Source organism: Fulvivirga sp. (assembly GCF_040220315.1).
Taxonomy (GTDB): domain Bacteria; phylum Bacteroidota; class Bacteroidia; order Cytophagales; family Cyclobacteriaceae; genus Fulvivirga.
In genome coordinates this window covers 1-23691 of sequence record NZ_JAVJUY010000284.1, presented here as the reverse complement: position 1 = coordinate 23691, position 23691 = coordinate 1, and the positions used below count along the sequence as shown (strand labels likewise).

Below are 23691 nucleotides of genomic sequence, written 5' to 3'. Positions count from 1 at the left end.
CCGATTTAAATACTGCCATTTATATACATGGTGAGAAAATCTATAAAGGCCTAATGGAAAGCACAAAAGATGAGGCAAAGCAAGAAGTGTACTTCGACTCTTTAATGTTGATGTACGACATGCGAGTGCAATACTGTGGTGAAGAAAAAGATGTAATCATCAGAAAAGCTTATGAAAACTATAAGCAAAATGCCAGAAAAGTAACTGAACTTCCTAAAGTGCTTGAACTTTTCGACAAAGCTCTAGAGTTAAATGGAAATAATTTGGATTACTATGTTGTGCTCCCTTATATGAGTGCCATTGTTAACAATGCAAAATATGTGAAGAACCTTTCTGAAGCTGAAATTTTGGAGAGATATGATAAACTTTCAGAAGTTATCAACTATAACATTGCGAATGGTACCAGAAAAGAAAAGTGGGAAGATTACAAAGGCAAGGTAGATGGAATGCTCGTGAGTGTTGTTAACATTGATTGCGACTTTGTAAGAACTAATTTAGGGCCAAGGTTTAAAGAGAACCCTAATGATCTCAAGCTTGCCAAGAAAATATTTGGCTTTATGCTTAACGGAAAATGTACGGATGATCCATTATGGTTAGAAGCTGGCAAGAAAATACAGGAGAAAGAGCCGGAATTCGGCCTAGCCAAAAATATTGCCTTAAAATTAAAAGGTACGAACAATGCTGAAGCTGAGAAATTCTTTAATCAGGCCATTGAGTTAACTGATGACCCAAGCAATAAGGCTGACATGTATGTTCAATTAGGTACGATGAGATCTGGTTCTTCGGCCAGGGAAATGTACAGAAAAGCATTGGCAGCTGACCCAACAAAAAGAGATGCATATAGCGCCATTGGAATTCTTTACTTCCAGAGTTTCGATGATTGTGCCGGAAAATCAGACATCGTAAAAGACAGAGCAGTTTTCTTAGCCGCATACGATATGTTTGAGAAAGCAGGTAACACTAAAATGATGGAGCAAGCCAAAGGGCAGTTCCCTTCAAAAGAAGAAGTATTTACTTATAACTACACTTCTGGTGATGCGATAACTGTAGGTTGTTGGATTGGTGAGACAACTACTATCAGAACCAGAGACTAATTAATAAATTGATTAAATTAAGAGGCCATTGAGAATTCATTGGCCTCTTTTTAGTATATGAAGTTACCTTTCAAAATAATTCTTTTCATTTTTCTTATCGGTTGTGGAAACACAGACAAAGAGCTGGAGACCGTAAAGCCATACGAGGGGCCGACTGAAGAAATGGCCGATATGGTTCTTTATAGAAGTGAATCAGCAACTACGAAGGTTAAGCTCGTTACTCCGTTATTGCAACAATATGCCAGCGGTGATCGTGAATTTCCGAAAGGTGTTTATATGGAGTTTTATGATGAAGAAGGTAAGCTAAAAACAACTTTAAAGGCTAATGAGGCCAAATACTTCAAAGAAGAAGATCATTGGCGAGGAAGAGGTGATGTAGTGATTAAAAATGTTGAAACCAAAGAACAGCTAAATACCGAAGAACTTTTCTGGAAGCCCTCAGAAGAAAGAATGTATACAGAAAAGTTCGTGAAAATAACTTTGCCCGACCAAGTATTATACGGTACGGGGTTAGATGCCAAGCAAGATTTATCAGAATATACCATCAAACAACCTGAGGGCGAATTTTATCTCGATGAATAAATTAGGCCCCACACTTCTTTTTTCGGCTGTGGTGGCATTATTTATCATTGCGATCCACCAAACCATTACTTTAGGATTTTCCTATTCGTATTGGATTTTCATGTTAACCATAAGTCTTTTATTTTTATATCAACTTATCAAGTCAAAAGACAAGTCGTCTGATAAATAATGGATCCAAGCATTCTACTTCCAATTATTGCCACATTGCTCTTCTCAGCGTTTTTCTCTGGAATAGAAATAGCTTTTGTTTCTGCCGACAGACTACATATAGAACTTCAAAACAAGAAAGGCTTAATAGCTGGTAGGATAGTTTCAAAATTCATACAGAATGCTTCACGGTTTATAAGCACTACGCTGGTAGGCAACACGCTGGCTCTGGTTCTCTATGGTATTTACATGGCCAAGTTGTTAGATCCAATCATTCGATCTTCATTACCTGATATTTTTCTTAATGAGGCGATTATTTTGTTTTCGCAGACGGTACTTTCAACGATTATTGTACTGTTTACGGCAGAATTTCTACCTAAAAGCATCTTCCTGCTTAATCCAAATTGGATGCTATCCATCTTCGCCATTCCAATGGATATAATCTACAGACTAATGTATCCGGTTGTGGTACTGGTGGTTTCGCTATCGAAATTTGTAATCACCAAAGTACTTAGACAAAAATATGAAGAAGATAAACCAGCTTTTAGATTAACTGACCTGAACAACTACATAAGAAATACCTTAATGGCGGATGAAGAAACCAATGTAGAGGTAGACACCAAAATATTCAATAACGCATTGGAATTTAAATCCATACGAATCAGGGAATGTATGCTTCCACGAACAGAGATAGTGGCTGTAGATATTGAAGACTCCATTGAAGAATTAAAAAAAGCGTTTATTGATAGTGGCCATTCAAAAATACTGGTGTACCGAGAGTCTATTGATGATGTCATTGGATATTGTCATTCACTGGAGCTTTTTAAAAAACCAAAAAGCATCGATGAAATGCTAACACCCATCATTATCGTTCCGGAGACAATGCTTGCTAATGAATTAATGATCCAATTTATCTCAGAACGTAAAAGCCTTGCACTTGTGGTTGACGAATTCGGTGGCACTTCCGGTATTGTTAGTATTGAAGATATTATTGAGGAAATTTTTGGCGAAATACAAGATGAACATGACGATGAAGATTGGGTGGAACAGGAATTAGATCCAAATACTTATCTGTTTAGTGCGCGCCATGAAATCGATTATTTGAATGATAAATACAATTGGGATTTGCCTATTGGAGACTACGAGACACTTGGCGGGCTAATTTTATCGTTAACCGAAGATTTACCCAAAGCAGGCGATGTGGTGAAAAGCGAGGATTATACCTTTATTATTCAAACCACAAACGACATCAGAATTGATACGGTTAAGTTGCTAGTGGACAAAAGCCGTTAAATAAGCTAAAAACAAAGTTTTTATCCTCTAAAATACTTTGTTTGATTTTAGTAATATACTCATTAAATTTGCGCCTCTTTTAGACTTTAGAAAGTAATTAATTAAACAAAATGGCAGTAATAAATACGCTGAGAAATAAGATGGGGAAATTCATAGTTGCAGCAGTAGCAATCGCAATTATGTCTTTCGTACTTGCAGACCTTCTGGGACCAAACTCTTCCTTAATGGGAGGTGGCAATGATGTGGGTGAGATAGCAGGCGAAACAATATCTTTGAAAGAATTCCAGGCTACAGTACAGGAACGTGAGAGTAGCTATATTTTAAACTTCAATCGTCAGCCAACTGATCGCGAAAGGCCTACGCTGCGACAACAAGCATGGGATTTATTGATCAACAAATATGCTTTCGATAAGCAGTATGACGAGGTGGGCGTTCAGGTTACTGATGATGAAATATGGGATATGCTTCAGGGTAAAAATATCAACCCTAGCTTAAAACAAGCATTCACAAATCCTGAAACAGGAGAGTATGACAGAAGCCAGTTTATGACATACTTGCAGCAACTCCCTTCCTTAGATGCTAATGCAAGAATGAGATGGGAAGTCTTCAAAAATGAATTAATTCAGGGACGTGTAAGAGTTAAATATGAAAATCTATTAACTAAGACCAACTACGTTACTTCTGCTGAAGCTCAGAGAGAGTATCAGGGTCAAAACAATGTAGCTGAAGTAAAGTACTTATACATCCCTTACTATACTGTAAGTGATTCTCTTATCTCGCTTGACGATGATAAAATGAAAGCCTACTACAATAAGAACAAAGAAAGATATAAAGTAGAAGCTTCAAGATCATTAAAATATGTTGCTTTTGATATCATCCCTTCGGCAGCAGATACTGCCTTGGTTAAGGAAGAATTACTCCAATTGATAGATGACTTCAAAAAAGCTGAAAGCGATTCCGTATTTGCTAGTCTAAATTCCGATGACCTTACTTCTTTCGGAAACTACAACCCTGGTAACTTACCTGTTCAGTTAAAAGCAAACATCAGCAACCTTTCAAAAGGCGATGTTCGAGGGCCTTACTTAGATGCAGAAGGATTTAAACTGTATAAGCTTACCGATATTTATGAAGACACTGTAGGTTATGCCAAAGCCAGTCACATATTAATAAAAGGTGAAGATGATGAAGCAAAATATAAGGCACAAGATATATTGAATGACATTAAAAACGGTGCTGATTTTGCTGAAATGGCGAAAGAGCACGGTACAGATGGTACTGCTTCAAGAGGTGGTGACTTAGGCTGGTTCGGTACTGGTAAAATGGTAGCTGAATTTGAAGAAGCTGTTTTCAATGCCTCTGAAAAAGGATTGATCAACAAATTGGTAAAAACGCAATTTGGCTATCACATCATAGAGGTAACGGAATTAAAAACAAATACTGCCTTTAAAGTTGCCACTGTGGCAAGAGAGGTGCTTCCCGGAGATGAAACCATCAATGAGGCATTTACTCAAGCAGACCTTTTTGCTTCAAGCGTTGATGATTTAGAATCATTTGAGGCGCAAGCTGCCCAGGATTCACTTCAGGTGTTGCCTGCCAATAATTTAAAAGCAAATGACAGAAGAGTAGGAACATTGGGCGATGCAAGACAAATTGTGCAGTGGGTATTTTCTGATGCTTCTAAAGGAGATATTTCTGAAGTATATGAGTTAGATGAGGCATACGTAGTGGCCGTTATGACTGATGAAGTAGAAGAGGGCACTAAACCATTTGAGATGGTGAAGAATGAAATCGGTGTTATCATCAGAAAAGAAGCTAAAGCAATAGTGATTAAAGATAAATTGAGTGGCCTTTCAGGAACGCTCGATGAAAAAGCTGCAGCTTATGGAGATGATGCGAATGTGTACAGTAGCAGTGCGTTACAATTAAGTGCTACTTCTCTTCCAAGCGTAGGTTTTGATCCTAAAGCTGTTGGTGCAGCATTTGCACTAGAATCTGGAGAAACAGGTGCGCCAATTGAAGGAGAAAACGGGGTTATCGTGTTCAAAATGGAGAATAAAACCATTGCACCTGAAATTGCTGATTATGCAACTTACAGAGATCAGGTACAGCAAAGAATTAATGGTCAGGTAAGCTACGGTATTACTGAAGCGATTAAAGAATACGCTGACATTCAGGATGAGCGTTACAAATTTTATTAAGAACTAAGAAAATCATAAGAGTAAAAAGCGGGATTTTGTCCCGCTTTTCTTATTTTAAGGAAGTATGAAAGCACAAGATCAACAGGCCATACAGTCATTTAAAGAGAAATTAGAGAATGAATATGATTGGCCTTCATTGTACACGTTTAAGTTTATCGTGCCAATAGATAAGAAGGATGAGATTAAGAAAATCTTTATTAAACATGATGTGACAGAGAAACAGTCAAGCAAAGGGAATTACATCAGCATAACATCAAAAGTTATGGCCTCATCGAGCGACACTATAGTAGAATATTATTTAGAAGCAAATAAAGTAGAAGGAGTAATAGCGTTATAGATATGTGGAAAGAAGAAAATAATAAACTAGTTAAGACATTTAAATTTAAAGATTTTGTTGAAGCTTTTGGCTTCATGAGTCAGGTAGCCATTGTTGCTGAAAAGATGAATCACCATCCCAACTGGAGCAATGTTTACAACACGGTAAATTTTGAGCTAAACACCCACGATGCCGGTGATGTAGTTACTGAAAAGGATCATAAACTGGCCGAAGCAATTGACAAAATAGCTGGCGATAAGTGAAAGAAAGCACGCAACTCTATTTAGTGCCAACGCCTATCGGCAACCTTGAGGACATTACACTTAGGGCATTAAATGTGTTAAAGTCGGTTGATGTTATTCTTGCAGAAGATACCAGAACCTCCGGTAAACTACTGAAGCATTTTGAAATATCCCAGCCGTTAAAAAGCTATCATATTTTTAATGAACACAAAGCCGTAGAAAAACTATTGGCTGAATTTGAGGAAGGCAAAACCATGGCGCTTATTTCTGATGCCGGCACACCATCCATCTCAGACCCAGGATTTTTATTGGTTAGAGAGTGTTTGGCCAATGATATAAAAATAGAATGCCTGCCAGGTGCTACAGCCTTCGTTCCTGCTCTAGTAAAATCCGGTTTGCCTTCTGATAAGTTTGTTTTTGAGGGTTTCTTACCTCATAAAAAAGGTCGTAAAACCAGAATTGATAAACTCAAAGAGGAAGAAAGAACAATCATCTTGTATGAATCACCACACCGATTGGTTAAAACCCTTGGTCAATTGGCTGAAGAATTTGGCGCTGAAAGGCAGGCCTCCGTTTCCCGAGAGCTGACGAAAATCTACGAAGAGACAATTAACGGAACGTTAGAAGAGCTTAAAAAACATTACGAAAAAGGAACAGTGAAGGGTGAAATTGTTATAGTAGTACATGGAAAATAAATTGAGGTTCCTTTATCCCCTATTATCACTGGTTATACTTTTGGCAGGACAGTTTGCTGGATTGCCGCTGCTGTTTTTAATCTGCATGGTGCCACTTTTTCTTATTTATTTAAAGAAAAATGAAAGTTCTGAATGGATTGTATCACTCACCATAGTTTTGCTTATTGGCAATTCTATTTTGGGTTTTGTTCAGGATGCATGGAATTTGGGAATCATACTCTATCCTTTAGTCTTGGGAATTACTCTCTACTTAAACCTCATTACCAGAAAAGTGCTTAGAGGCGCCATGAGGTCAGTGATAGTCGTAGCATTTTGGCTTTCTGCACATTATATCGTTCTAAAACTGAATCCTAGTTGGGCACTATTTTTTTCATTCCAATCTTTGGCTGGTGATTTCACACAATGGACAGATGCTACAGGGTTAATGGGCATAACTGCCTGGGTAGTAATTAGTAATATCATCATTAGTAAAAGCTTATATACACCTGACACTAAATCACTCATTAGATTTAGCCCATCTGTTCTAATCGCCCTGCTGATTATTCTTATTCCAGCATTTATTTCATTGTTTATGTCGGCCAAGCCTTCCGTTGGTTTTACCGATATGATACAACTTTATAGTGGATATTCTGTAGATACAATAGACTCCATTTATGCACAGCGGGGAGAATGGCTTGCAAGAACTAGTGCGTGGCTATCAGTATTGGTTCTTATTTACAGTTTAGTAAAACTCAAAACCACCAAATGATACTTCTCGAACAAGTTTTAGATCATATAAAAGCCGGTATCCTAGAAACTGGTCAATTTATAAGAGAAGAAGCCTATCGTTTTTCGAAAGACGATATCGAGAAAAAAGGATTTAATGATCTGGTTTCCTATGTAGATAAAGAAGCCGAGAAAATGCTTGTGAGTTCATGTACTGAAGCCCTGCCTGAAGCCGGGTTCATTACAGAAGAGGGTACTAAAACTGAAAGAAAAGAAGAATATAACTGGATCATTGATCCGCTAGATGGTACCACCAATTTTACACACGGGCTTCCGGTTTATTCCATTAGTGTAGCTCTCATGAGAAATGACGAGCTGGTGTTGGGAGTGGTATATGAAATAAACCGAGATGAGTTTTTCTATGCGTTAAAAGATGGTCCGGCTTATTGTAATGATCAGGAGATTCACGTTTCAAAGGTTAATTCGCTTTCTGAAAGTCTGCTTGCTACGGGGTTTCCTTATTACGATTTTGACCAAATGCAGGCTTACTTAAAAATTCTTAATGACTTCATGCAGAAAACCCACGGACTGCGCAGGATGGGTAGCGCGGCTGTTGACCTTGCGTATGTAGCGTGCGGCCGGTACGAAGGTTTTTTTGAATATAATCTCAATGCCTGGGATGTTGCTGCAGGTGCATTTATTGTGCAACAAGCAGGTGGTAAAGTCACCGATTTTAAAGGTGGTAACGATTTTGTATTCGGTCGTGAGATTGTGGCATCTACCTCATCAGTAAATGAGGAGATGCTCGAAGTCATTCAAAAACACTGGTAAAATCTATTCCTGTCTGAGCCACTTAATTGGGTTTGTATTCGCAGCTTTTAAGGTATTAGCGCTTATTGTTAGAACTCCAATAACAACAATGGAAAGCACTGCCATTATTATAATAGGAGCTCCCATTTCTGAACGATAAGCATACGTCTGCATAAATAATGAACCAAGTTGGTAGCCTAGTGGTGCTCCAATCAAAATTGAGATAATAAATAGTTTGGCAAACGACCTGTTTAAAATTCCAACAATCTGAGTGGGAGAAGCTCCAAAAATCTTTCTAATACCAATTTCCTTTAACCTACGCTGCACATTGTATAAGACCATTCCAAGTAACCCCATAAAGGCAATGCATACTGCAAGAAACGATATATACCACACTATTTTCACAATATCGTTTAATCCAGCTTCCTCATAAGCATTTTTAATATCATTGCTCATTAAATTCCACTCCATTGGATGAATGTCATCATGCTTTTGCCAAATACTAGCTACCTCGGCCATTGTCTCTTCAATATTACCACTCACTTTTATGCTTGCAATACTTAGTTGGTCGGGCCTTAGGCGTAACACTAATGGGCCAATAGAATTCGTAAGAGGCCTGAAGTTAAAATTCTCTGTGATACCAATTATTCTTAACGCAACACTATCATTCACATAAATACTTTGATTTAATGCTTCTCTTGGGTCATCCAGTTGAAATGCCTCCAGCGCTTTTTCATTAATAATGGCAAATCTTTCACTGTCGCCTACATCTTCTTGCGTAAAATTTCGACCATACTTTATTTTAACACCAATATTTTCAAGGTATTTAGTATCCACCAAGAAATCTCGTACGGTGATAACCTCACCTTGTTTTTCAATTTTGTAATCACTAGAACGATCTTCCCAGGTGCCCAAATTATGGCTCACTCCTCCAACGGATTGCACGCTGCCAATTCTTTCAACTTCGGTCTTAAATTTCTGAAAATCTACACTCCTTAAATCAACATTCACCACACCATCCATTGCAAGCCCATAGTCTGCAGTATTCATAAATACAGCCTGTTTATTCAACATCAGAATAACTACTACTAAAACCAATGATACTGTTAACTGTATAACCATTAATATTTTTCGGAATGTCAGTTTAGTACCTAATCCAAGGTTCTGACCAGTTTTTAGAACAGTTGCCGGATTAAATGCAGATAAAAATAATGCTGGAAGCAACCCTGCCCCCACACCAATTACTACGGCAAACGCAACGAAGAGCCCATAAACCAGAAAATCTTCTTGTAAGGCAATGGCAAACTCATCAGGAATATGCAATGCCATAAATGCCGGTTTAAGTAATTGAAAAATAAGGTATGATAAGGCTAATGAGGTAAGAGAAAAGACGATTGCCTCACCTATAAACTGACTGAATACCTGCCATCTTTTTGCGCCAATTACTTTCCTGATACCTATCTCACGAGCTCTAGATAATGACTTTGCGATAGTAAGTTGTGTATAATTTAAGCAAGCCATAAACATGATAATGCCTGCAAATGCGCCTAATATTATCAAAAGCAATTGAGGCATACCCCTGCCTAGCTGATTAGAAAGTAATGGGCCGGGCGTGATTTCATTTAACGACTGAAGATAAAATCGATAATTCGTATCACGGCTCTCTAAATCCAAATTGGCATACTGCTCAGCACTAATTTTGGATAATAAATTCTCAAAATCTGCAGGATCTACACCTTCTTTTAATTTAACATAATTATAGGATGAGTAATAGTCCAACCAATTAGTTTCCATCTCGGGGAAACCCATTGAAGGAAGTGATGATATGGAGCCAAGTGCATCAAATTCAATATGCGTGTTTGAAGGTTTCCTAATAACTGCCGTTACCTTAAACTCTCCATAGTTTGATAATTTAACCAACTTATTGATCGGATCTGCAGTACCAAACAATCGTTCAGCTGTTTGTTCGGTTAAAACAATAGAATTAGGTTCTGCCAACGCCAACCTTTCATTCCCTTTCACAAGGTCGAAATTAAATACCTCAAAAAATGAAGGTTCAGTAAGCAAACCGCTGATGGGCTGAGCTGAATTCCCATCAATTACTTCTGTATTAAATCTGTTATTAAAGCTCACATAATCTGCAACAAACGTATTGTTTTCCTTTATTACCTGAGCAAGAGCTAGAGGAGAAGTGGCATACGGTTCGGTATCGCCACTTTTTCGGATGGCTTCTGTATTAATACGATAGATTTGATCGGAATCGTCATGGAAATCATCGAAAGAATATTGCTCTTTCACCATGATAATAATAAAGAGGCTTAGCGACATACTAACAGCCAACCCAATTAAATTAATGAGTGTGAAGGACCTGTTTCTCAGCATGTTTCTGATGGCGGTAATGAAAATACTTCTGAGCATAAGATTTGGTTTTAGGTTAGCTAATACAATATACTAAACTTGTGCCAACTGCATAATTGAGCTGCTTTTGATCGATTTATCCATTATCATGTTCAGTATCGATCAAAATAGTTTCGATATCGGGCAGCGTAGAGGGAACTTTAAGTGACAAAATTATTTTAACATTGTACTATGATTGAAGGCATTATCATTGGATTACTTTTTTTAGGGGCGGTTGCTTATGTAGGCCGTGGTGTTTATAAAACCTATAAATCTGATGATGTTGGTTGCTCTAAGAATTGTGATTGTTGATGAAAAGTTTCTTTGTGAAATCTCCTATTCTTTCTTGGAGTTTTTTGTTCATTGTTGTGATATTATCATTCAAAACCTATTCCGATTACCGCCTTAACATTTTAGAAAATGAAAGACTAAATATAGAGCGAAGATTGGCTCAGAATGATAAATTGAAAATCATGCTACTAGATACATTGAATGATTTTTCAATCCAAAAAAAGGACAGTCTAAGGTTAATTACTGATATATTGATCAGAGCTATTGAAAAACAAAAAGCTATTGATAGCTTACATAGGAGATTGAACTCTATGAAAAACAAGTCTACAATTGAGTCTCATTTGGAACATGTTAAGCAAGACTCAGTAATAATTGCATATGTAAATGGTCTAAATCTACCTCTTGTTAAAGAGAAAATCTTACTATCCGATCGATCCATCAACGTGACTGATGACTTAATACTTTTTATCCAATATGGATCATTAGTCTATCTAATAGGTGTTATTTTCATACTTTACAAAAAGAGATGAAATTAAAATTCTCGTCTTTTTGCAGGTGATTCCGCAGTTTAAAGCGGAAATCTTAGCCAACCAGAAAATCAAATTAATTTGCATGTCTGTAAAAATGCCTCTATCCTTTCGACATGACAATATTATTGAAAGTGGAATGTGATTAAGCCCAAACTGCCGTCCCTTCCGTGCAATTTTTGCACATATCAATTTCTTTTCTAGATTTCAAAAGCAACTTCCTAAACTCATTGTATTCATCACTCTTCCAAACAGTGGAGAGTGATTGTTCGCCAACACCGCCCAATACATGATGCGCATCTTTGTCAAAACAACAAGGCACAACCTTGCCATCCCAGGTAATAACGCAGCTATGCCACATCTTCCAGCAGTGGTCCAGCAGCTTACTTTTTATTTGATAGGTGCCGTTTTCCAACTTTCTGTAACGAGAATATTTTTCCTGTGTAGGTATTAATTCGGAGCCATTTTCATACTCATAAATTTGAGCTGTTTTTAGCTTCACCTCATCAACTCCCAATTTATCTGCTAACTGGTAAACTTCGTTAATCTGGTGTTCGTTAGGCTTCACCACCAAAAATTGGAAGATAATATGCGGAGTGCTTGATTGTAGTTGCTTTTTCCACTTCACAATATTCTTTGTCCCCTCAATCACTTTATCCAACTTACCTCCCACTCTATACGATTCATACGTTTCCTGCGAGGTACCATCAATTGAAATAATCAAACGGTCTAAACCAGACTCCACTGTTTTTTTGGCCTTATCATCATTTAAATAATGCGCATTGGTAGATGTAGCAGTATAAATCTTAGCTGTGGAAGCTACTTGAACTAAATCCAAAAACTGAGGATGCAAATAAGGTTCTCCTTGAAAGTAAAAAAGCAGGTATGAAAGCGTGTTTTTTTGCTCATTGATCACTTTCTTAAAAAGATCGCTTTGTAACATGCCTGTTGGTCTAGTAAATGAGCGTAAACCACTTGGGCATTCCGGGCACCGTAGGTTGCAAGATGTGGTAGGTTCAAAAGAAATACTTAAAGGCATTCCCCAATGAACAGGCCTTCTAATAACCCGCGAGACTAAATAGCTCATCACCAGTTGAAAGGCGTTGAACAACCGTCTCCATTTCAAGAATTTGCCAAGGAAATTCCTCCCGTCATTAAATTTGCCTTTCATCACTTTAAATTTAGAATTTCGTTATTCATTTGCCTATTATTACTGCTTCAATTCAAAGTTTCTGATGAAGAATTTCATTTTATTGTTAATCCTAATTGCCGGGTATTCTGTAAGTGCCCAAGCCCAGTTTAAACTTTCTGAAGAGGCTGAAATCCATGTGCTTACCTGCGGGCCGTATCAGGGTGAATTGTATTCAGCTTTTGGGCACAGTGCCATTCGAGTTCATGACCCTAAAAATGGCTTAGACTGGCTCTATAACTATGGAGTTTTTGATTTCAATCAACCCAACTTCTATTTGAATTTTGCCCGAGGCTATTTGAATTACAAGTTGGCCGTGATGGATTATAGCCGCTTTAGGGATTATTATATCTACCAAAACCGATACATTCATGAGCAGGTTTTAAACCTAAATCAAGATCAAAAACAGGTCTTTTTCGATTTCCTGCAGTGGAATGCGCAACCAGAGAATCAATATTATTATTACGATTATTTTTATGATAACTGCGCCACTCGGGTAAGAGATGCTATAAAAACCACATTCGGAGAAAAAGTAACATTCGATGGTTCCTACATCAACACAGATTATACCATCAGAGAATTAACAGATTTATACCTCACCTACCAGCCTTGGGGAGATTTGGGAATTGACATTTGCCTTGGTTTGCCAATGGATAAAAAGGCAACTCCTGAAATGTATATGTTTTTACCGGATTATATTGAAAGTGGCTTTAACAACGCAACAATAAAATCGGACTCAGGTCGGTTGCCTTTAGTGAAGGAAACCATTGTTACCTATGAATCAAAGCCCGAAACGTTTGAACTATCATTTTTTAATCCATTGAATGTTTTCAGTATTTTATTTGGGGCTATTTTATTAATAACCGCCTTAGGTTGGAAAAGAAGTAAGCATGCTAAGTTCATTGATATTATATTATTTGGTGTTATCGGTTTAGTCGGTTTATTATTATTTGTATTGTGGGTGGCTACCGATCATAATGCGGCTGCCAAAAACATGAACATTCTTTGGGCACTGCCGTTTCACTTAATTGCTGCCGTATTATTAGCCAGAAGTAATCCACCTAAATGGTTAAAGCACTACTTTCTGGGTTATTCTATCCTGGGAGTGATTTTAGTGATTACCTGGAATTTTTTACCTCAGCAAATGCACTATTCTTTGATCCCAATAGTTTTAATACTTATGGTAAGATCTTTGTTCAATTATAAAAAGTTAGGAAAGGCTTAGTAGGTATGAGAGCATACATTTTGTTGATTTTATTTATTGTTTCCAATTCACTTTTTGCCCAAAAGTATGACGAGGACGAATTCCTGAAATATAAAGACAAATACCCTGAAGATCAGGCCATCTTTCTAAAGCAATTCGAAGAAGTTGATATCAAAATTATTGGTGACTCTTTAAAAGTAGTGACTACCAATACAAAAGAGATTCTTCACCTGGGTAGCCAATCGAGTGTATACGCAAAAGATGCCATACACAGCTCCAGCTTCTTTAAAACAGAGAATATTCAAGCCAAAACACTCGTGCCTGAGAAGCGAAAATACAAGATCTTAGAAGTCACTGATTTTAAAGAGAGTTACGATAAAAACTCATCTGTTTTTTATGACGACTCCAAATCAATTAAATTCTTTTATCCCGGAGTTCAGGAAGGTGCAATCACTTCCTTAAAGTATGATCAAAAAATTATTGATCCTAAATTTTTAACCAGCTTTCTTTTTCAGAGTTACCTACCTATAGCACACTCTAAATATGTGATTGTAGCTGATGATGGAGTGGAACTAAAACTTGACATCCTTAACGATGAAAAGTCAATCGTTCAAAAGAAAGAGGAAGATTTAAATGGCAGAAAGAAATACACTTTCGAAGCCTTTGATGTGCCAAAGCTAAAATTTGAAGATGATGCCCCGCCAATCAGATATTCAGGAACACATGTGGTTTCATTAGTAAAATATTATGAAGTCAATGGCACCAAGAAAAATGTACTTTCCTCACCAAAAGACCTATACTCCTGGTATTCCACTTTTGTGGATGGCCTTAAAGAAAAAAGTCATGAAAATGTAAAGGCCATTGTAAATGAGTTGGTAACTGATTCTGATAGCGAACTGGAGAAAGTGCGTAAGATTTTCTACTGGGTGCAGAACAACATCAAATACATTGCCTTTGAAGATGGCATGCGCGGGCTCATACCACACAATGCTGAATATGTGTGCAGCAAGAGATATGGCGATTGTAAAGACATGGCAACCATTGTTATCAATATGCTACATGAAGCAGGCGTAGAGGCTTACTTTACATGGATTGGCACCAGAGACATTCCTTATAAATACTCTGAGTATCCGTCTCCTATGGTGGATAATCACATGATTGCTACTTACAAAAGCGATGACAAATACTACTTTCTGGATGCCACTTCACAATACTCTTCTTTTGAACTTCCTTCAGCGATGATACAGGGCAAAGAGGCACTTATTGCTTTAGATGATGAGAATTTTGAAATAAGAGAAGTGCCAGTGATAGACAAAGAGGTGAACCTACGAACTGATTCTATCAACTTCAAATTGGAAAATAGTAGCATTAAAGGCGATGGAATAGCCACACTACATGGTTACCCGAAAGTATATAACAGCTACAGAATGGTGAAAAGTAGCAAACAAGAGGTAGACGACTATCTGGTGAACATTTTACAGAAAGGAAGTAATAAGTTTTTTATCGATGACTATACAATCAAAAATCTGGACGATCTGGATACACCTATTAAAGTAGATTATCAATTCAGAGTAGAAGATTATTATCGTGAAATAGGCGATAAGATTTATTTTAACATGAATCTAGATCGTGCTATCACCAATGAAATTATTGATGAAGATCGGGAGCAACCGCGAGAGTTTAATTTCAAGCTTACCAACAATTCTATTTCTGTATTAAACCTACCGGATGGCTACGAGATCAATCGGGTGCCAGAAAATACTAACTTTGACTCCGATGTATTTGGTTTTGACATTACCTATGAAGTGATTAAAGACAAAGTGATCTTAAAAAGAACCTTTTACATCAACGAATTACTAATTATGCCGGAACGCTTTGATCTGTGGAATGAGGCAATTAAAAAATTAAATGACGCTTATCGGGCCGTATTAATTCTGGAAAAAACCGAAGCTTAACACTTACCTTATGCATAAAACGCTTTTGATATTTTTTGCCTTACTGGCAACACACAACAGCCTTACGGCTCAATATTTAAAATACGAATGGGAAGAAGACAGGGAAAGATATGATTTAGGTGATGCATTCTCAGATGAAGCATTAATCTATTTAAAATATCACAGACAGTATGAGTATATCTATGAAGGGGAGGAAAGGAATTTGTTTCTCTACCAAACAGAGCACGAAATTATGCGTGCCAACAATGATAATGCCTTAGCGAGAAGCAACCGTATTTACATACCCATGCGAAATGCCATTGAGCTTGTAGAGCTTCATGCCAGAACCATCAATAAAGATGGCACAGTTATAGAATTTGATAAAAGTGAGATTAAAGAACTGGAAGATGAAGAAACCGGCTCGGGTTACAAAATATTTGCCATTGAAGGTGCTGAAGTAGGTAGTGAAATTGAATATTACTACACCAAAAAACTGGATGCCGATTACTTTGGGCGGGAGTTCTATCAATTCTCGGAACCGATTATTAAAGGCTCATTTGTGCTGCTTACGCCAAGTAACTTACAATTTTCATTCAAAAGCTATAACAGACTCCCGGAAATCAAAATTGATACGGTAGAGAGTACCACTGTATATACTATGGTGTGCGAAAATATTCCTGCCTTGCGAGAAGAAGAATTTTCTTCGTATGATGGCAGTCGGCAGCGGTTAGAGTTTAAACTGGGCTACAATGAAGCTACCGGAAGAAAATTGTTTCAGTGGTCGGATGCAACACAGCTGCTTTACGGCAGGGCATTTTTATTGGAGAAAGAAGAGAGTAAAGCATTAGAAAAATTATTAGGTGATGTCAAACTTAAAGGTTTAAAAACCATTCCTGAAAAAGTGGCGGCCATTGAAGATTTTATTAAAACATCGTACTATCTGAATGAAAATGCTCCTTATGAAGCTTCGAGCATACCATTTATACTCGAAAACAGAATTGGCAGTAAGTTAGGCCTTACCAAGCTCACATTAAATGCCTTTAAATTAGTTGGAGCCAATCCTTCCTTAGTGCTAACCAGCGATAGAAGCGAGGTGCCATTTGATGGTGAGTTTGAGTCCTATAATTACCTACAAGACTATTTGATTTACCTGCCCGAGGATGACTCTTTTGTCGCACCCTATAATCCTGAGTTCAGGTATGGAATGGTACCCGCACCTTTCACTGCGACAGAAGGTTTGTTTATTAGTCAGGTTACTGAAGATGGCATGGCATTTCCGAAATATGAAATTAAGAAAATACCAGCACTGCCAGCTGCTGATAATCTGGATAAAATGGATGTAAATGTCACTTTCAATGAAGACCTGACAGCTAACACTGTGCACTTAAAAAGAAGCTTTAATGGCTACCAGGCAGCTTTTATAAAGGCTGTATATCCACTTATTGAGGAAGCGAGAAAAGAAGAATTGTTAAAGAGCCTGGTGAAATTTTTAGCTGCTGATGCAAACATCACCACCCTTGAATTAAAGGATAAAGAATTCCATTATGAAACATGGGAAGACCCTTTGGTGATTGACAGCGAGTTTGAATCACCAAGTTTTATAGAACTGGCTGGTGATATAATACTTTTAAAAGTAGGTGAAATGATTGGGCCACAGACAGAAATGTATCAGGAGAATGAGCGTATGACTGAGGTTGAAAATGATTTCAATAGAGAATACCAAAGAAATATAACCATAACTCTTCCTGAAGGCTATAAAGTAGAAAATTTAGATGACTTAAACTTTGATGAAAAAGTGATAGAAGATGGTGAAACCATATTTTACTTCAAATCGGGTTATGAATTAAAAGGCCAAAAGTTAAAAATATATGTGAACGAGGCTTATGAAGAAATTTACTACCCTAAAGAAAAGTTTGAGGCCTTTAGAACGGTAATTAATGCTGCTGCAGATTGGAATAAGATTGTTTTAGTGATGTCGAAATAAGATGATTACCCGCAGTTCGATTTTCAATAGTATACTGTTACTTATACTTTCTAGTCTTACAGTAACCGCTCAAAAGCCGAATTTCAGCAAGTGGGAATTAGAAAATTCAGTAGATGAAATTAAAATATTTACGAAAGACTCCACTGGAAGCCTTAAAAAATTCGGAGCTGAGTTTGTTGTGAATGCTTCTTCTGAGCAGGTTAAGATTTTCTTGAGAAAGGTGAAGGACTATGAAAATTGGATTGACGGCATTAATTCATGTGATCTAGTTAGCAAATTAAGTGAGGATGCTTACAGTTACCACTTCTATATTAACCGCAAAATATTCTTTGGCCTCTATGAGATTAAGAAAGATGGGGTAGTTAATAGTACTGTTACACAAAAACCTGATTTTGTTTACGTAGAATCGAATATCGATCGTGCAGCAGCAAAAGTGGAAGACTATGACAGAATTAGCCATTACCAGGTTAAATGGTATGTTCTACCTATCGATGAAAGTCGTTCGAAAATTATTTACGAGGGGGTAGTTGATGTACAGCTCAACTTCGCTTATAGTATTATCAAACCGGCAATTTTAGAAAATCTGGAAGGTACGTTTAAGAATATGAGGGCGGGGTTGAAGGAGATGAGGCGGTCAACGGCTAGTTTGAAGTCCGAATAAAGAAGTGACTCAAAAGGTATGTCATCCTGAAAAAACGAAGGATCTTACTCTTTTTAAAATACATAATTAAAAACTGAATGAGATTCTTCCTTCCTCAGAATGACATAATATTAGCTTTACCAAACTTTTGAGTCAGCTTCTTCAATGCTGGAATTAGGATTCCATGACATTTTACAAATAGCCTTCTTTCACCATCCAGCGAATTAGATGTTGTTCTGCGCTGCTATCACTTTTAGGTTCATCCTCATATCGTAATTTGTGTTCCTTAAAGTCTTGAAAAGTTACAATAGTAGCAGTTGGAGCCGGTAACTCAATTTGTGCCGCCAAAACCTGACTTGTTGTTTCTTCACCAATTGTAAACTCTTTATATAAGTTTTTATAAATACTGTATCTATATTTCTCCGCTGGTAAATGTAATCTCTTCTCCTTGGTTATCCATCCAATAAATTCACCTCCCTGGTATACATCTATGCGATTCACAAGCTGAAAACTTTCTGTGCTATTTTCCTTTTTAGATATAACAGGAGATACTGATTTCATTTTAAATTTCAACTCCTCGTCTTCCCTATTTCTATGCCCTTCTTTTAGTGCATTAGAAACACTGGTTTTAAATTCCACTGTTCTAATTGAATCTGCAATAATGGCTTCACTTTCATCGATAGAAGCTAGTGTAGAAAAGTCACCATCAAAAATGGCAACACTAGTTCTTTCAATTAAATCTTCTATGATTTTGCGATCATTAAAAATTGGTCTATCCATCAAAAATGATATTTTGGAACTATCTGAAGACACTATCAAATCAGTCCAGGTTTTATTATCAAGTGCCGGGTGCTTCTGTCTTCGATAGTTTTGCTTTATGCTAAATAGTGGTTTGTTGTCCATTGTTGTGAAGTTTAGCTCCACACCTTTAAATGCACTGGCAAATCCAGAGTAATTGGCAACTGCCTCTTTATCGATGTATACAACATCTTTTTTAGTTTTTACTTCCTGAGCATAAGACTGTGCTATGCCGAGTGTAACCGTAAATAATACTATTAACTTTCTCATTTTTAATTTTATAAATAGTTTGTTTTAAAAAGATATCGGGTAACCCAAACGTGAGGTGAACTTTTCCGACTTAAATCAAGCTTATGTTGCTTACCATCGGCCACAGTGGTTAATTCTAAATTGGTAGAATGCATATTGCTTTTGGCTAAAGGCACTAACTCTTCCTTACCATCAGGCATTACTACTTTTTTGTAGAACTCGTAGACAGCAGAAATTGAATAATCGTACTTTACCAAATGGCCTATTACCTGCGAATCTTGTAAAATGGTATAAGTAATCTTATCTGTAGATGATTCTTCTTCTTTCTTATAAAACATCAGGTCTACAGGTTTTGACCTATCACGCTTGACGCCAGAAAGTTCAAGTTTCTGCCGTATCTCTTTATATTCTGCTATTTCTCTAAGAGAATCTGCATTAATCTTTGCGCTGATATCATGGTCTTTGAGTACTTCAATCTGATCTTTTGCCGGTTTATCTAAGGGCACCTCCGTAGGGAATATTTTGCGCTTAAAAACACATTTTACATTACAGTTATATACATAACCTAATCTGATGACCTCTTCAGATTCAGCATAACGTAGTTCATACCAGTAGATACCATTAAAGAATGGGTTTCCTGATTTAAAGCCCGTTTGAGTTACTTCAAAAATCACCTCTTTATTGGTTGATAATACTCGAAAAGACGTATGATCAGCCCCAGCTTCACCTTCAACAAACGCCACTTCCTGCTTATCTAAATAAATGACGTCTTTCTTGAATTTAAATTCCTGCGCAATTGCCAGTTGTGTACAAAGAATGGCCGTAGAAAAAACTGCAGTTTTTAAAAATCTCTTCATTTTAAAGAATGATAATTTATACTTTGTAGTATCTGACAGTTATGATACAATCCCCCGAAGTATTAGTGATTATCAGATCGTCTCCAACAATTTCCCACTGTACAATATCACCATCAACATTATTCACAGTATTACCATTGATTGTGTAGCTATAAGTGTCATCTATTGTTTCTACACCATCGTAGATACCTACAACAGTGGCAGTACCATTTAGATAAATTACCCTTATACAATCCTGATCATCACAAGTAAAGTTAGTTTCAGAATCATTAGCTGTACCCTCACAGTCTCTTGCAAAAGATTTAAGTACCCAGGTCCCTTCTAATGGATCGGGTGCAGCTGTTTCATCGTCATCGCTACACGCAAATAAAAAAACGGCCAGTGCTAAAAATAGTAATGATTTCAATAAATTGTTTTTCATAAAAAATTAAGGTTTATAGGTTTTAAAGCGTCTCATTCTTATTGAACAAAACGATGCAAGACTACCTTAATATTTTATAAATTAAAAGTTCTTTTTTTGTGTTTTTATTACATGAGTGGTGGGGAATATGAATGGATTTATTGAAAATCAGTTTCCTTAAGTGCCTTGTGAATACATCTGCCCAACCATCTACTTGAAATGTGAAATAACAAAGGCCATCTTGATTTTTTATTTGATATGTACTAACTATTTACCAAATATATACTCAATAGAACAGACTCTAAGCGTAGTTTGAATCTACGCTTGAATATCAACTTAATTCCAATTGAATGTGGCTATATGATAGTGTATATAAGATCTACACTTAGGCATTGCATTCTACGCCTAGATGAGTATTGTCTACCATATAATCATAATTACTTACTACCAAAAAACGCCCAATGAATGTCTGGCACTCGATCATCTTTTAAAAGCAGTTTGCTTTTGCCAAGCTTCTTACTTTTCAGGATGGCAGCTTGATAGATTTCATCATTTACACGATAGTATACTAAATCACCATCAACCAGTAACACCTCACTATCTCCCTGGTCGGTTGACCATTCGATGTAAGTTTTACTTGAAGTATGATATAAAAACAATAATCCTGGATAATAAAATTTCAGAACTTTAGTCATAGTGTCAAAACCTGGCCCAAAACTATTAGGTTCCTGTCTTCTGTCAGCTTTTCCGGGGCTGACTTTATCTTCACCGTGATTAATAACAGACCCACTAATCCAGTTACTAAAATATTGTACTCTGGTGCGATCCCCTTTTAGAACAAGTTTATCCCATTGATTAGTTACTTTATCTAGCACTAAGAAAGTGCTATTTTCACCTTCAATATTGTCAAGCTTAATCACAAAACAATCCTCATTATTTATATGGATAGCAAGCCTTTTTTTCTCATTAGGATAGTATTCTTCTGAAAGTTGGATAGGAAAAACCGGACGTTTTGTTACCTCTTTTGTTACTGGTATATACAACTTACCATCTATTGAATTTGAATATGCTAATAGCTTTTCATCTATTTTTATTGGTGCACCAGGGTTTCCATTTAGATATATCTTTTTGAAATCATCTGGGTAGACTTCAACTAGATTCAACTCTTTATCATATCCAAAATAATTGATCTCTGATCCGGACAAATCTTCCATCAAACAATATACAATTTCACCATCCTTTAAAATAAGATTAGGCCAAGGGTTTATACTCTTGGGTAATTTCATTTTACTTTTACTGGTAATATTGTTCGTATTCAATAAAATGAGATTATTGTCATCTAAATTGTTATAACTCTCTTCATAAATAAAAATTGAACCTTGACTCTTGGCATTCCCAATAAAACGAGCCATCATTTTCTTGCCAGAACTCAAAGTATCTAAAATCTGTAGTGAGTCCCCATTCAATTTATACAACATGGTAAGATAATTTTGATAATCATATACCATATCAGGGCTGGCTGACAAAAATTTTAAATCCCTCTTTTGTTGGGAATAAACTGTCATTGAAATTAGTAATGCAACTAGGACTATTGAGGTTCTCATCTTTTTTAAATTAATCTGGGGTATCTTGCTCACTAATATCTTCAACATAATAATTAACACTATTACCGTATGTTGCCGTATTGCTAATATTCCATTCAGGTCTATTTGCACCTTCCTGAGTTATATAATAAAAATGAAGGCGTGCTGTCCCTAAACCATTATAAGTTTTAATCCAACAAGCGTCAAGGAAAGATTTATCATCTCCATCTGGTTCATCTCCAAAGTGATCATCAAAATTTGTAATTCCAGTATTTTGGAATTGATTACTTAAAGAATGTGTATAAGTCATTCCACCTTCTTCTTGATCATCATGCTCTTGAACTTGATCATCTGAATTCCGTTGATTCCAAGAGTTAATCGTATTCATACTCCTTCTCATATGATTTATGACTGATTGTCTTTTCTCTCCATTCAGTAAGTTATATGCCTGATGAATATTGGCCCTCCAATCCCACATAGATTGTACTGTTGGTGCAGGTAAGTCCATTTGCATTAGCCCCCATCCGCACGGTGCTCCCCTTGTAGGGCATCTACTCCATGCATCCCAATCCTCATCTAAACTTTCACAACAATCATTCTGATAATTGAATTGTTGAGCTCTAGAATTATTGTTAGTTGGATTCCTTGTACCGCTTTCGTGCAATGCCATTTTTTTCATAAACCAGATATTGCTATATGGTGCTTCATCAAGTGCATCCATTACTTCCTCTACTGTTGGGTTTTCACCCTTTATCATAAATTCAACCGTATCACCTTGCATCTCTCCAAATCTAAATATTAAGCTTGCTCTACCTCCTCTGATCATGGGCCTTTGAATACCTACACTATTATCATGCCCAAAATCAATATCCCATGTGTCGTTCGTATTAGCTCTGTGCCAACCTGTAGAAGGAAAATATGTAATATCATTTCTACTCCGTGAGGGAGCATCTGGGCATGTCCTTGAATATTCAATTATGAGTCTCATTTCAACTTCAACATCATTATTATTTTCCAAAGCTACCCTTGCTCTGATATCTGGCATTTGTGGTTCAGCGGATATGAGCAAAGTCGAACCGCTTTCTTGAATATCTTCACTTTGTAAAAGTTCTAAGGTAAAGTCATATTCATCTTCATTCAGATACTCACAAAGCATTTCTTCACAAGTCTCTAAGTCTTCATCACTCAATTGCGTGAGTAAAGATTCCCGTGTGGTATCCAAATCTTGGCATATTTCATCTAGTATATCTTGGTTACCATCTGTTTCAAACAAGCTAGATAAAAATCCTGAAATATCTTCTAATAAGCTATTGAGGGCTGTTTGAATTATTTCCAATTGCCCTCCATCTTCAGGTAAACAACCTGGCAATTCCAGCAGCCTTCTAATTTCTTGTATTTCCAGTGGTCCTTTGCCATGAGTCAGTAACCAGTAATCAATTTCATCATCAAAGTAGATTATCAATTCTGTTATTAGACGCTCCTGCACAAGTATCAGACTGTCAGGTGATATTTGATTGATTGAGTCAGAAGGAATAGGATTACCAGTATCTGAACCT

22 protein-coding genes are annotated in these 23691 nt (G+C 36.8%); 15 read left to right on the top strand and 7 right to left on the bottom strand.

Translation table 11 applies throughout. From position 1 onward, the window contains the following. The 9 genes from RLO81_RS14270 to RLO81_RS14230 all read left to right on the top strand — a co-directional run. A partial coding sequence (locus tag RLO81_RS14270) for a tetratricopeptide repeat protein (RefSeq protein WP_350112928.1) occupies positions 1 to 1094 on the top strand: 1094 nt, incomplete at its 5' end. Between the two features lie 57 nt (positions 1095 to 1151). Beyond that, on the top strand, positions 1152 to 1676 hold the full coding sequence (gene lptC / locus RLO81_RS14265) for an LPS export ABC transporter periplasmic protein LptC (RefSeq protein ID WP_350112925.1): 525 nt from the start codon (positions 1152 to 1154) through the stop codon (positions 1674 to 1676). 168 nt (positions 1677 to 1844) lie between these two features. Then, positions 1845 to 3116 (top strand): hemolysin family protein, encoded by a 1272-nt coding sequence (locus RLO81_RS14260; RefSeq protein ID WP_350112922.1) that lies wholly within the window; start codon positions 1845 to 1847, stop codon positions 3114 to 3116. Positions 3117 to 3226: 110 nt separating this feature from the next. After that, entirely contained in the window at positions 3227 to 5314 is a 2088-nt protein-coding gene (locus RLO81_RS14255; RefSeq protein WP_350112919.1) for a peptidylprolyl isomerase, read from the top strand. Positions 5315 to 5378: 64 nt separating this feature from the next. Next, positions 5379 to 5651 carry a DUF493 family protein gene (locus tag RLO81_RS14250; RefSeq protein ID WP_350112916.1) on the top strand — a complete coding sequence of 91 codons (273 nt, stop codon included), beginning with the start codon at positions 5379 to 5381 and terminating at the stop codon, positions 5649 to 5651. Between the two features lie 2 nt (positions 5652 to 5653). Further along, the gene (locus tag RLO81_RS14245; RefSeq protein ID WP_350112913.1) at positions 5654 to 5893 is read left to right on the top strand and encodes a 4a-hydroxytetrahydrobiopterin dehydratase; all 240 of its coding nucleotides are present in this window, start codon (positions 5654 to 5656) and stop codon (positions 5891 to 5893) included. Beyond that, complete coding sequence (gene rsmI, locus RLO81_RS14240; protein ID WP_350112910.1) at positions 5890 to 6567, top strand: 16S rRNA (cytidine(1402)-2'-O)-methyltransferase; 678 nt, start codon at positions 5890 to 5892, stop codon at positions 6565 to 6567. Before RLO81_RS14245 ends, rsmI begins: the two co-directional genes overlap by 4 nt. Then, complete coding sequence (locus RLO81_RS14235) at positions 6557 to 7315, top strand: hypothetical protein (RefSeq protein WP_350112907.1); 759 nt, start codon at positions 6557 to 6559, stop codon at positions 7313 to 7315. Before rsmI ends, RLO81_RS14235 begins: the two co-directional genes overlap by 11 nt. After that, positions 7312 to 8103 carry an inositol monophosphatase family protein gene (locus tag RLO81_RS14230; RefSeq protein ID WP_350112904.1) on the top strand — a complete coding sequence of 264 codons (792 nt, stop codon included), beginning with the start codon at positions 7312 to 7314 and terminating at the stop codon, positions 8101 to 8103. The genes RLO81_RS14235 and RLO81_RS14230 overlap by 4 nt, the downstream gene beginning before the upstream one ends. Positions 8104 to 8106: 3 nt before the next feature. Here RLO81_RS14230 and RLO81_RS14225 read toward each other — a convergent pair whose 3' ends face one another. Next, positions 8107 to 10500 (bottom strand): ABC transporter permease, encoded by a 2394-nt coding sequence (locus RLO81_RS14225; RefSeq protein ID WP_350112901.1) that lies wholly within the window; start codon positions 10498 to 10500, stop codon positions 8107 to 8109. A 171-nt stretch (positions 10501 to 10671) separates the two neighbouring features. Here RLO81_RS14225 and RLO81_RS14220 point away from each other — a divergent pair, with 171 nt between their 5' ends. Both RLO81_RS14220 and RLO81_RS14215 read left to right on the top strand, forming a co-directional pair. Then, positions 10672 to 10791, top strand: a complete 120-nt coding sequence (locus RLO81_RS14220; RefSeq protein WP_350112898.1) for a FeoB-associated Cys-rich membrane protein — start codon at positions 10672 to 10674, stop codon at positions 10789 to 10791. After that, complete coding sequence (locus RLO81_RS14215) at positions 10791 to 11300, top strand: hypothetical protein (RefSeq protein WP_350112895.1); 510 nt, start codon at positions 10791 to 10793, stop codon at positions 11298 to 11300. Before RLO81_RS14220 ends, RLO81_RS14215 begins: the two co-directional genes overlap by 1 nt. A 142-nt stretch (positions 11301 to 11442) precedes the next feature. On the opposite strand, the gene RLO81_RS14210 is transcribed toward RLO81_RS14215, so the two are convergent. Then, entirely contained in the window at positions 11443 to 12468 is a 1026-nt protein-coding gene (locus RLO81_RS14210) for an SPASM domain-containing protein (protein ID WP_350112892.1), read from the bottom strand. A gap of 64 nt (positions 12469 to 12532) precedes the next feature. Between RLO81_RS14210 and RLO81_RS14205 the strand changes: the two genes are divergently transcribed. From RLO81_RS14205 to RLO81_RS14190, 4 genes are read left to right on the top strand one after another with little or no spacing between them, the layout of a single operon-like run. Next, positions 12533 to 13711 carry a lipoprotein N-acyltransferase Lnb domain-containing protein gene (locus tag RLO81_RS14205; protein ID WP_350112889.1) on the top strand — a complete coding sequence of 393 codons (1179 nt, stop codon included), beginning with the start codon at positions 12533 to 12535 and terminating at the stop codon, positions 13709 to 13711. A 5-nt stretch (positions 13712 to 13716) separates the two neighbouring features. Then, a complete protein-coding gene (locus RLO81_RS14200) occupies positions 13717 to 15645 on the top strand; it encodes a DUF3858 domain-containing protein (RefSeq protein ID WP_350112886.1) in 1929 nt (642 codons plus the stop codon). A 10-nt stretch (positions 15646 to 15655) separates the two neighbouring features. Continuing rightward, on the top strand, positions 15656 to 17608 hold the full coding sequence (locus RLO81_RS14195; protein WP_350112883.1) for a DUF3857 domain-containing protein: 1953 nt from the start codon (positions 15656 to 15658) through the stop codon (positions 17606 to 17608). A gap of 1 nt (position 17609) precedes the next feature. Next, positions 17610 to 18269 carry an SRPBCC family protein gene (locus RLO81_RS14190; RefSeq protein WP_350112880.1) on the top strand — a complete coding sequence of 220 codons (660 nt, stop codon included), beginning with the start codon at positions 17610 to 17612 and terminating at the stop codon, positions 18267 to 18269. Between the two features lie 171 nt (positions 18270 to 18440). On the opposite strand, the gene RLO81_RS14185 is transcribed toward RLO81_RS14190, so the two are convergent. The 5 genes from RLO81_RS14185 to RLO81_RS14165 form a co-directional block, all read right to left on the bottom strand. Beyond that, positions 18441 to 19316: a hypothetical protein gene (locus tag RLO81_RS14185; protein WP_350112877.1), complete on the bottom strand. Its 876-nt coding sequence runs from the start codon at positions 19314 to 19316 to the stop codon at positions 18441 to 18443. A gap of 8 nt (positions 19317 to 19324) precedes the next feature. Further along, the gene (locus tag RLO81_RS14180) at positions 19325 to 20152 is read right to left on the bottom strand and encodes a hypothetical protein (RefSeq protein WP_350112874.1); all 828 of its coding nucleotides are present in this window, start codon (positions 20150 to 20152) and stop codon (positions 19325 to 19327) included. A gap of 16 nt (positions 20153 to 20168) precedes the next feature. Continuing rightward, positions 20169 to 20573: a hypothetical protein gene (locus tag RLO81_RS14175; RefSeq protein WP_350112871.1), complete on the bottom strand. Its 405-nt coding sequence runs from the start codon at positions 20571 to 20573 to the stop codon at positions 20169 to 20171. 416 nt (positions 20574 to 20989) lie between these two features. Continuing rightward, positions 20990 to 22156, bottom strand: a complete 1167-nt coding sequence (locus RLO81_RS14170) for a hypothetical protein (RefSeq protein WP_350112868.1) — start codon at positions 22154 to 22156, stop codon at positions 20990 to 20992. A gap of 10 nt (positions 22157 to 22166) precedes the next feature. Then, positions 22167 to 23691, bottom strand: a 1525-nt coding sequence (locus RLO81_RS14165) for a hypothetical protein (protein WP_350112864.1), incomplete at its 5' end; no start/stop codon positions are given.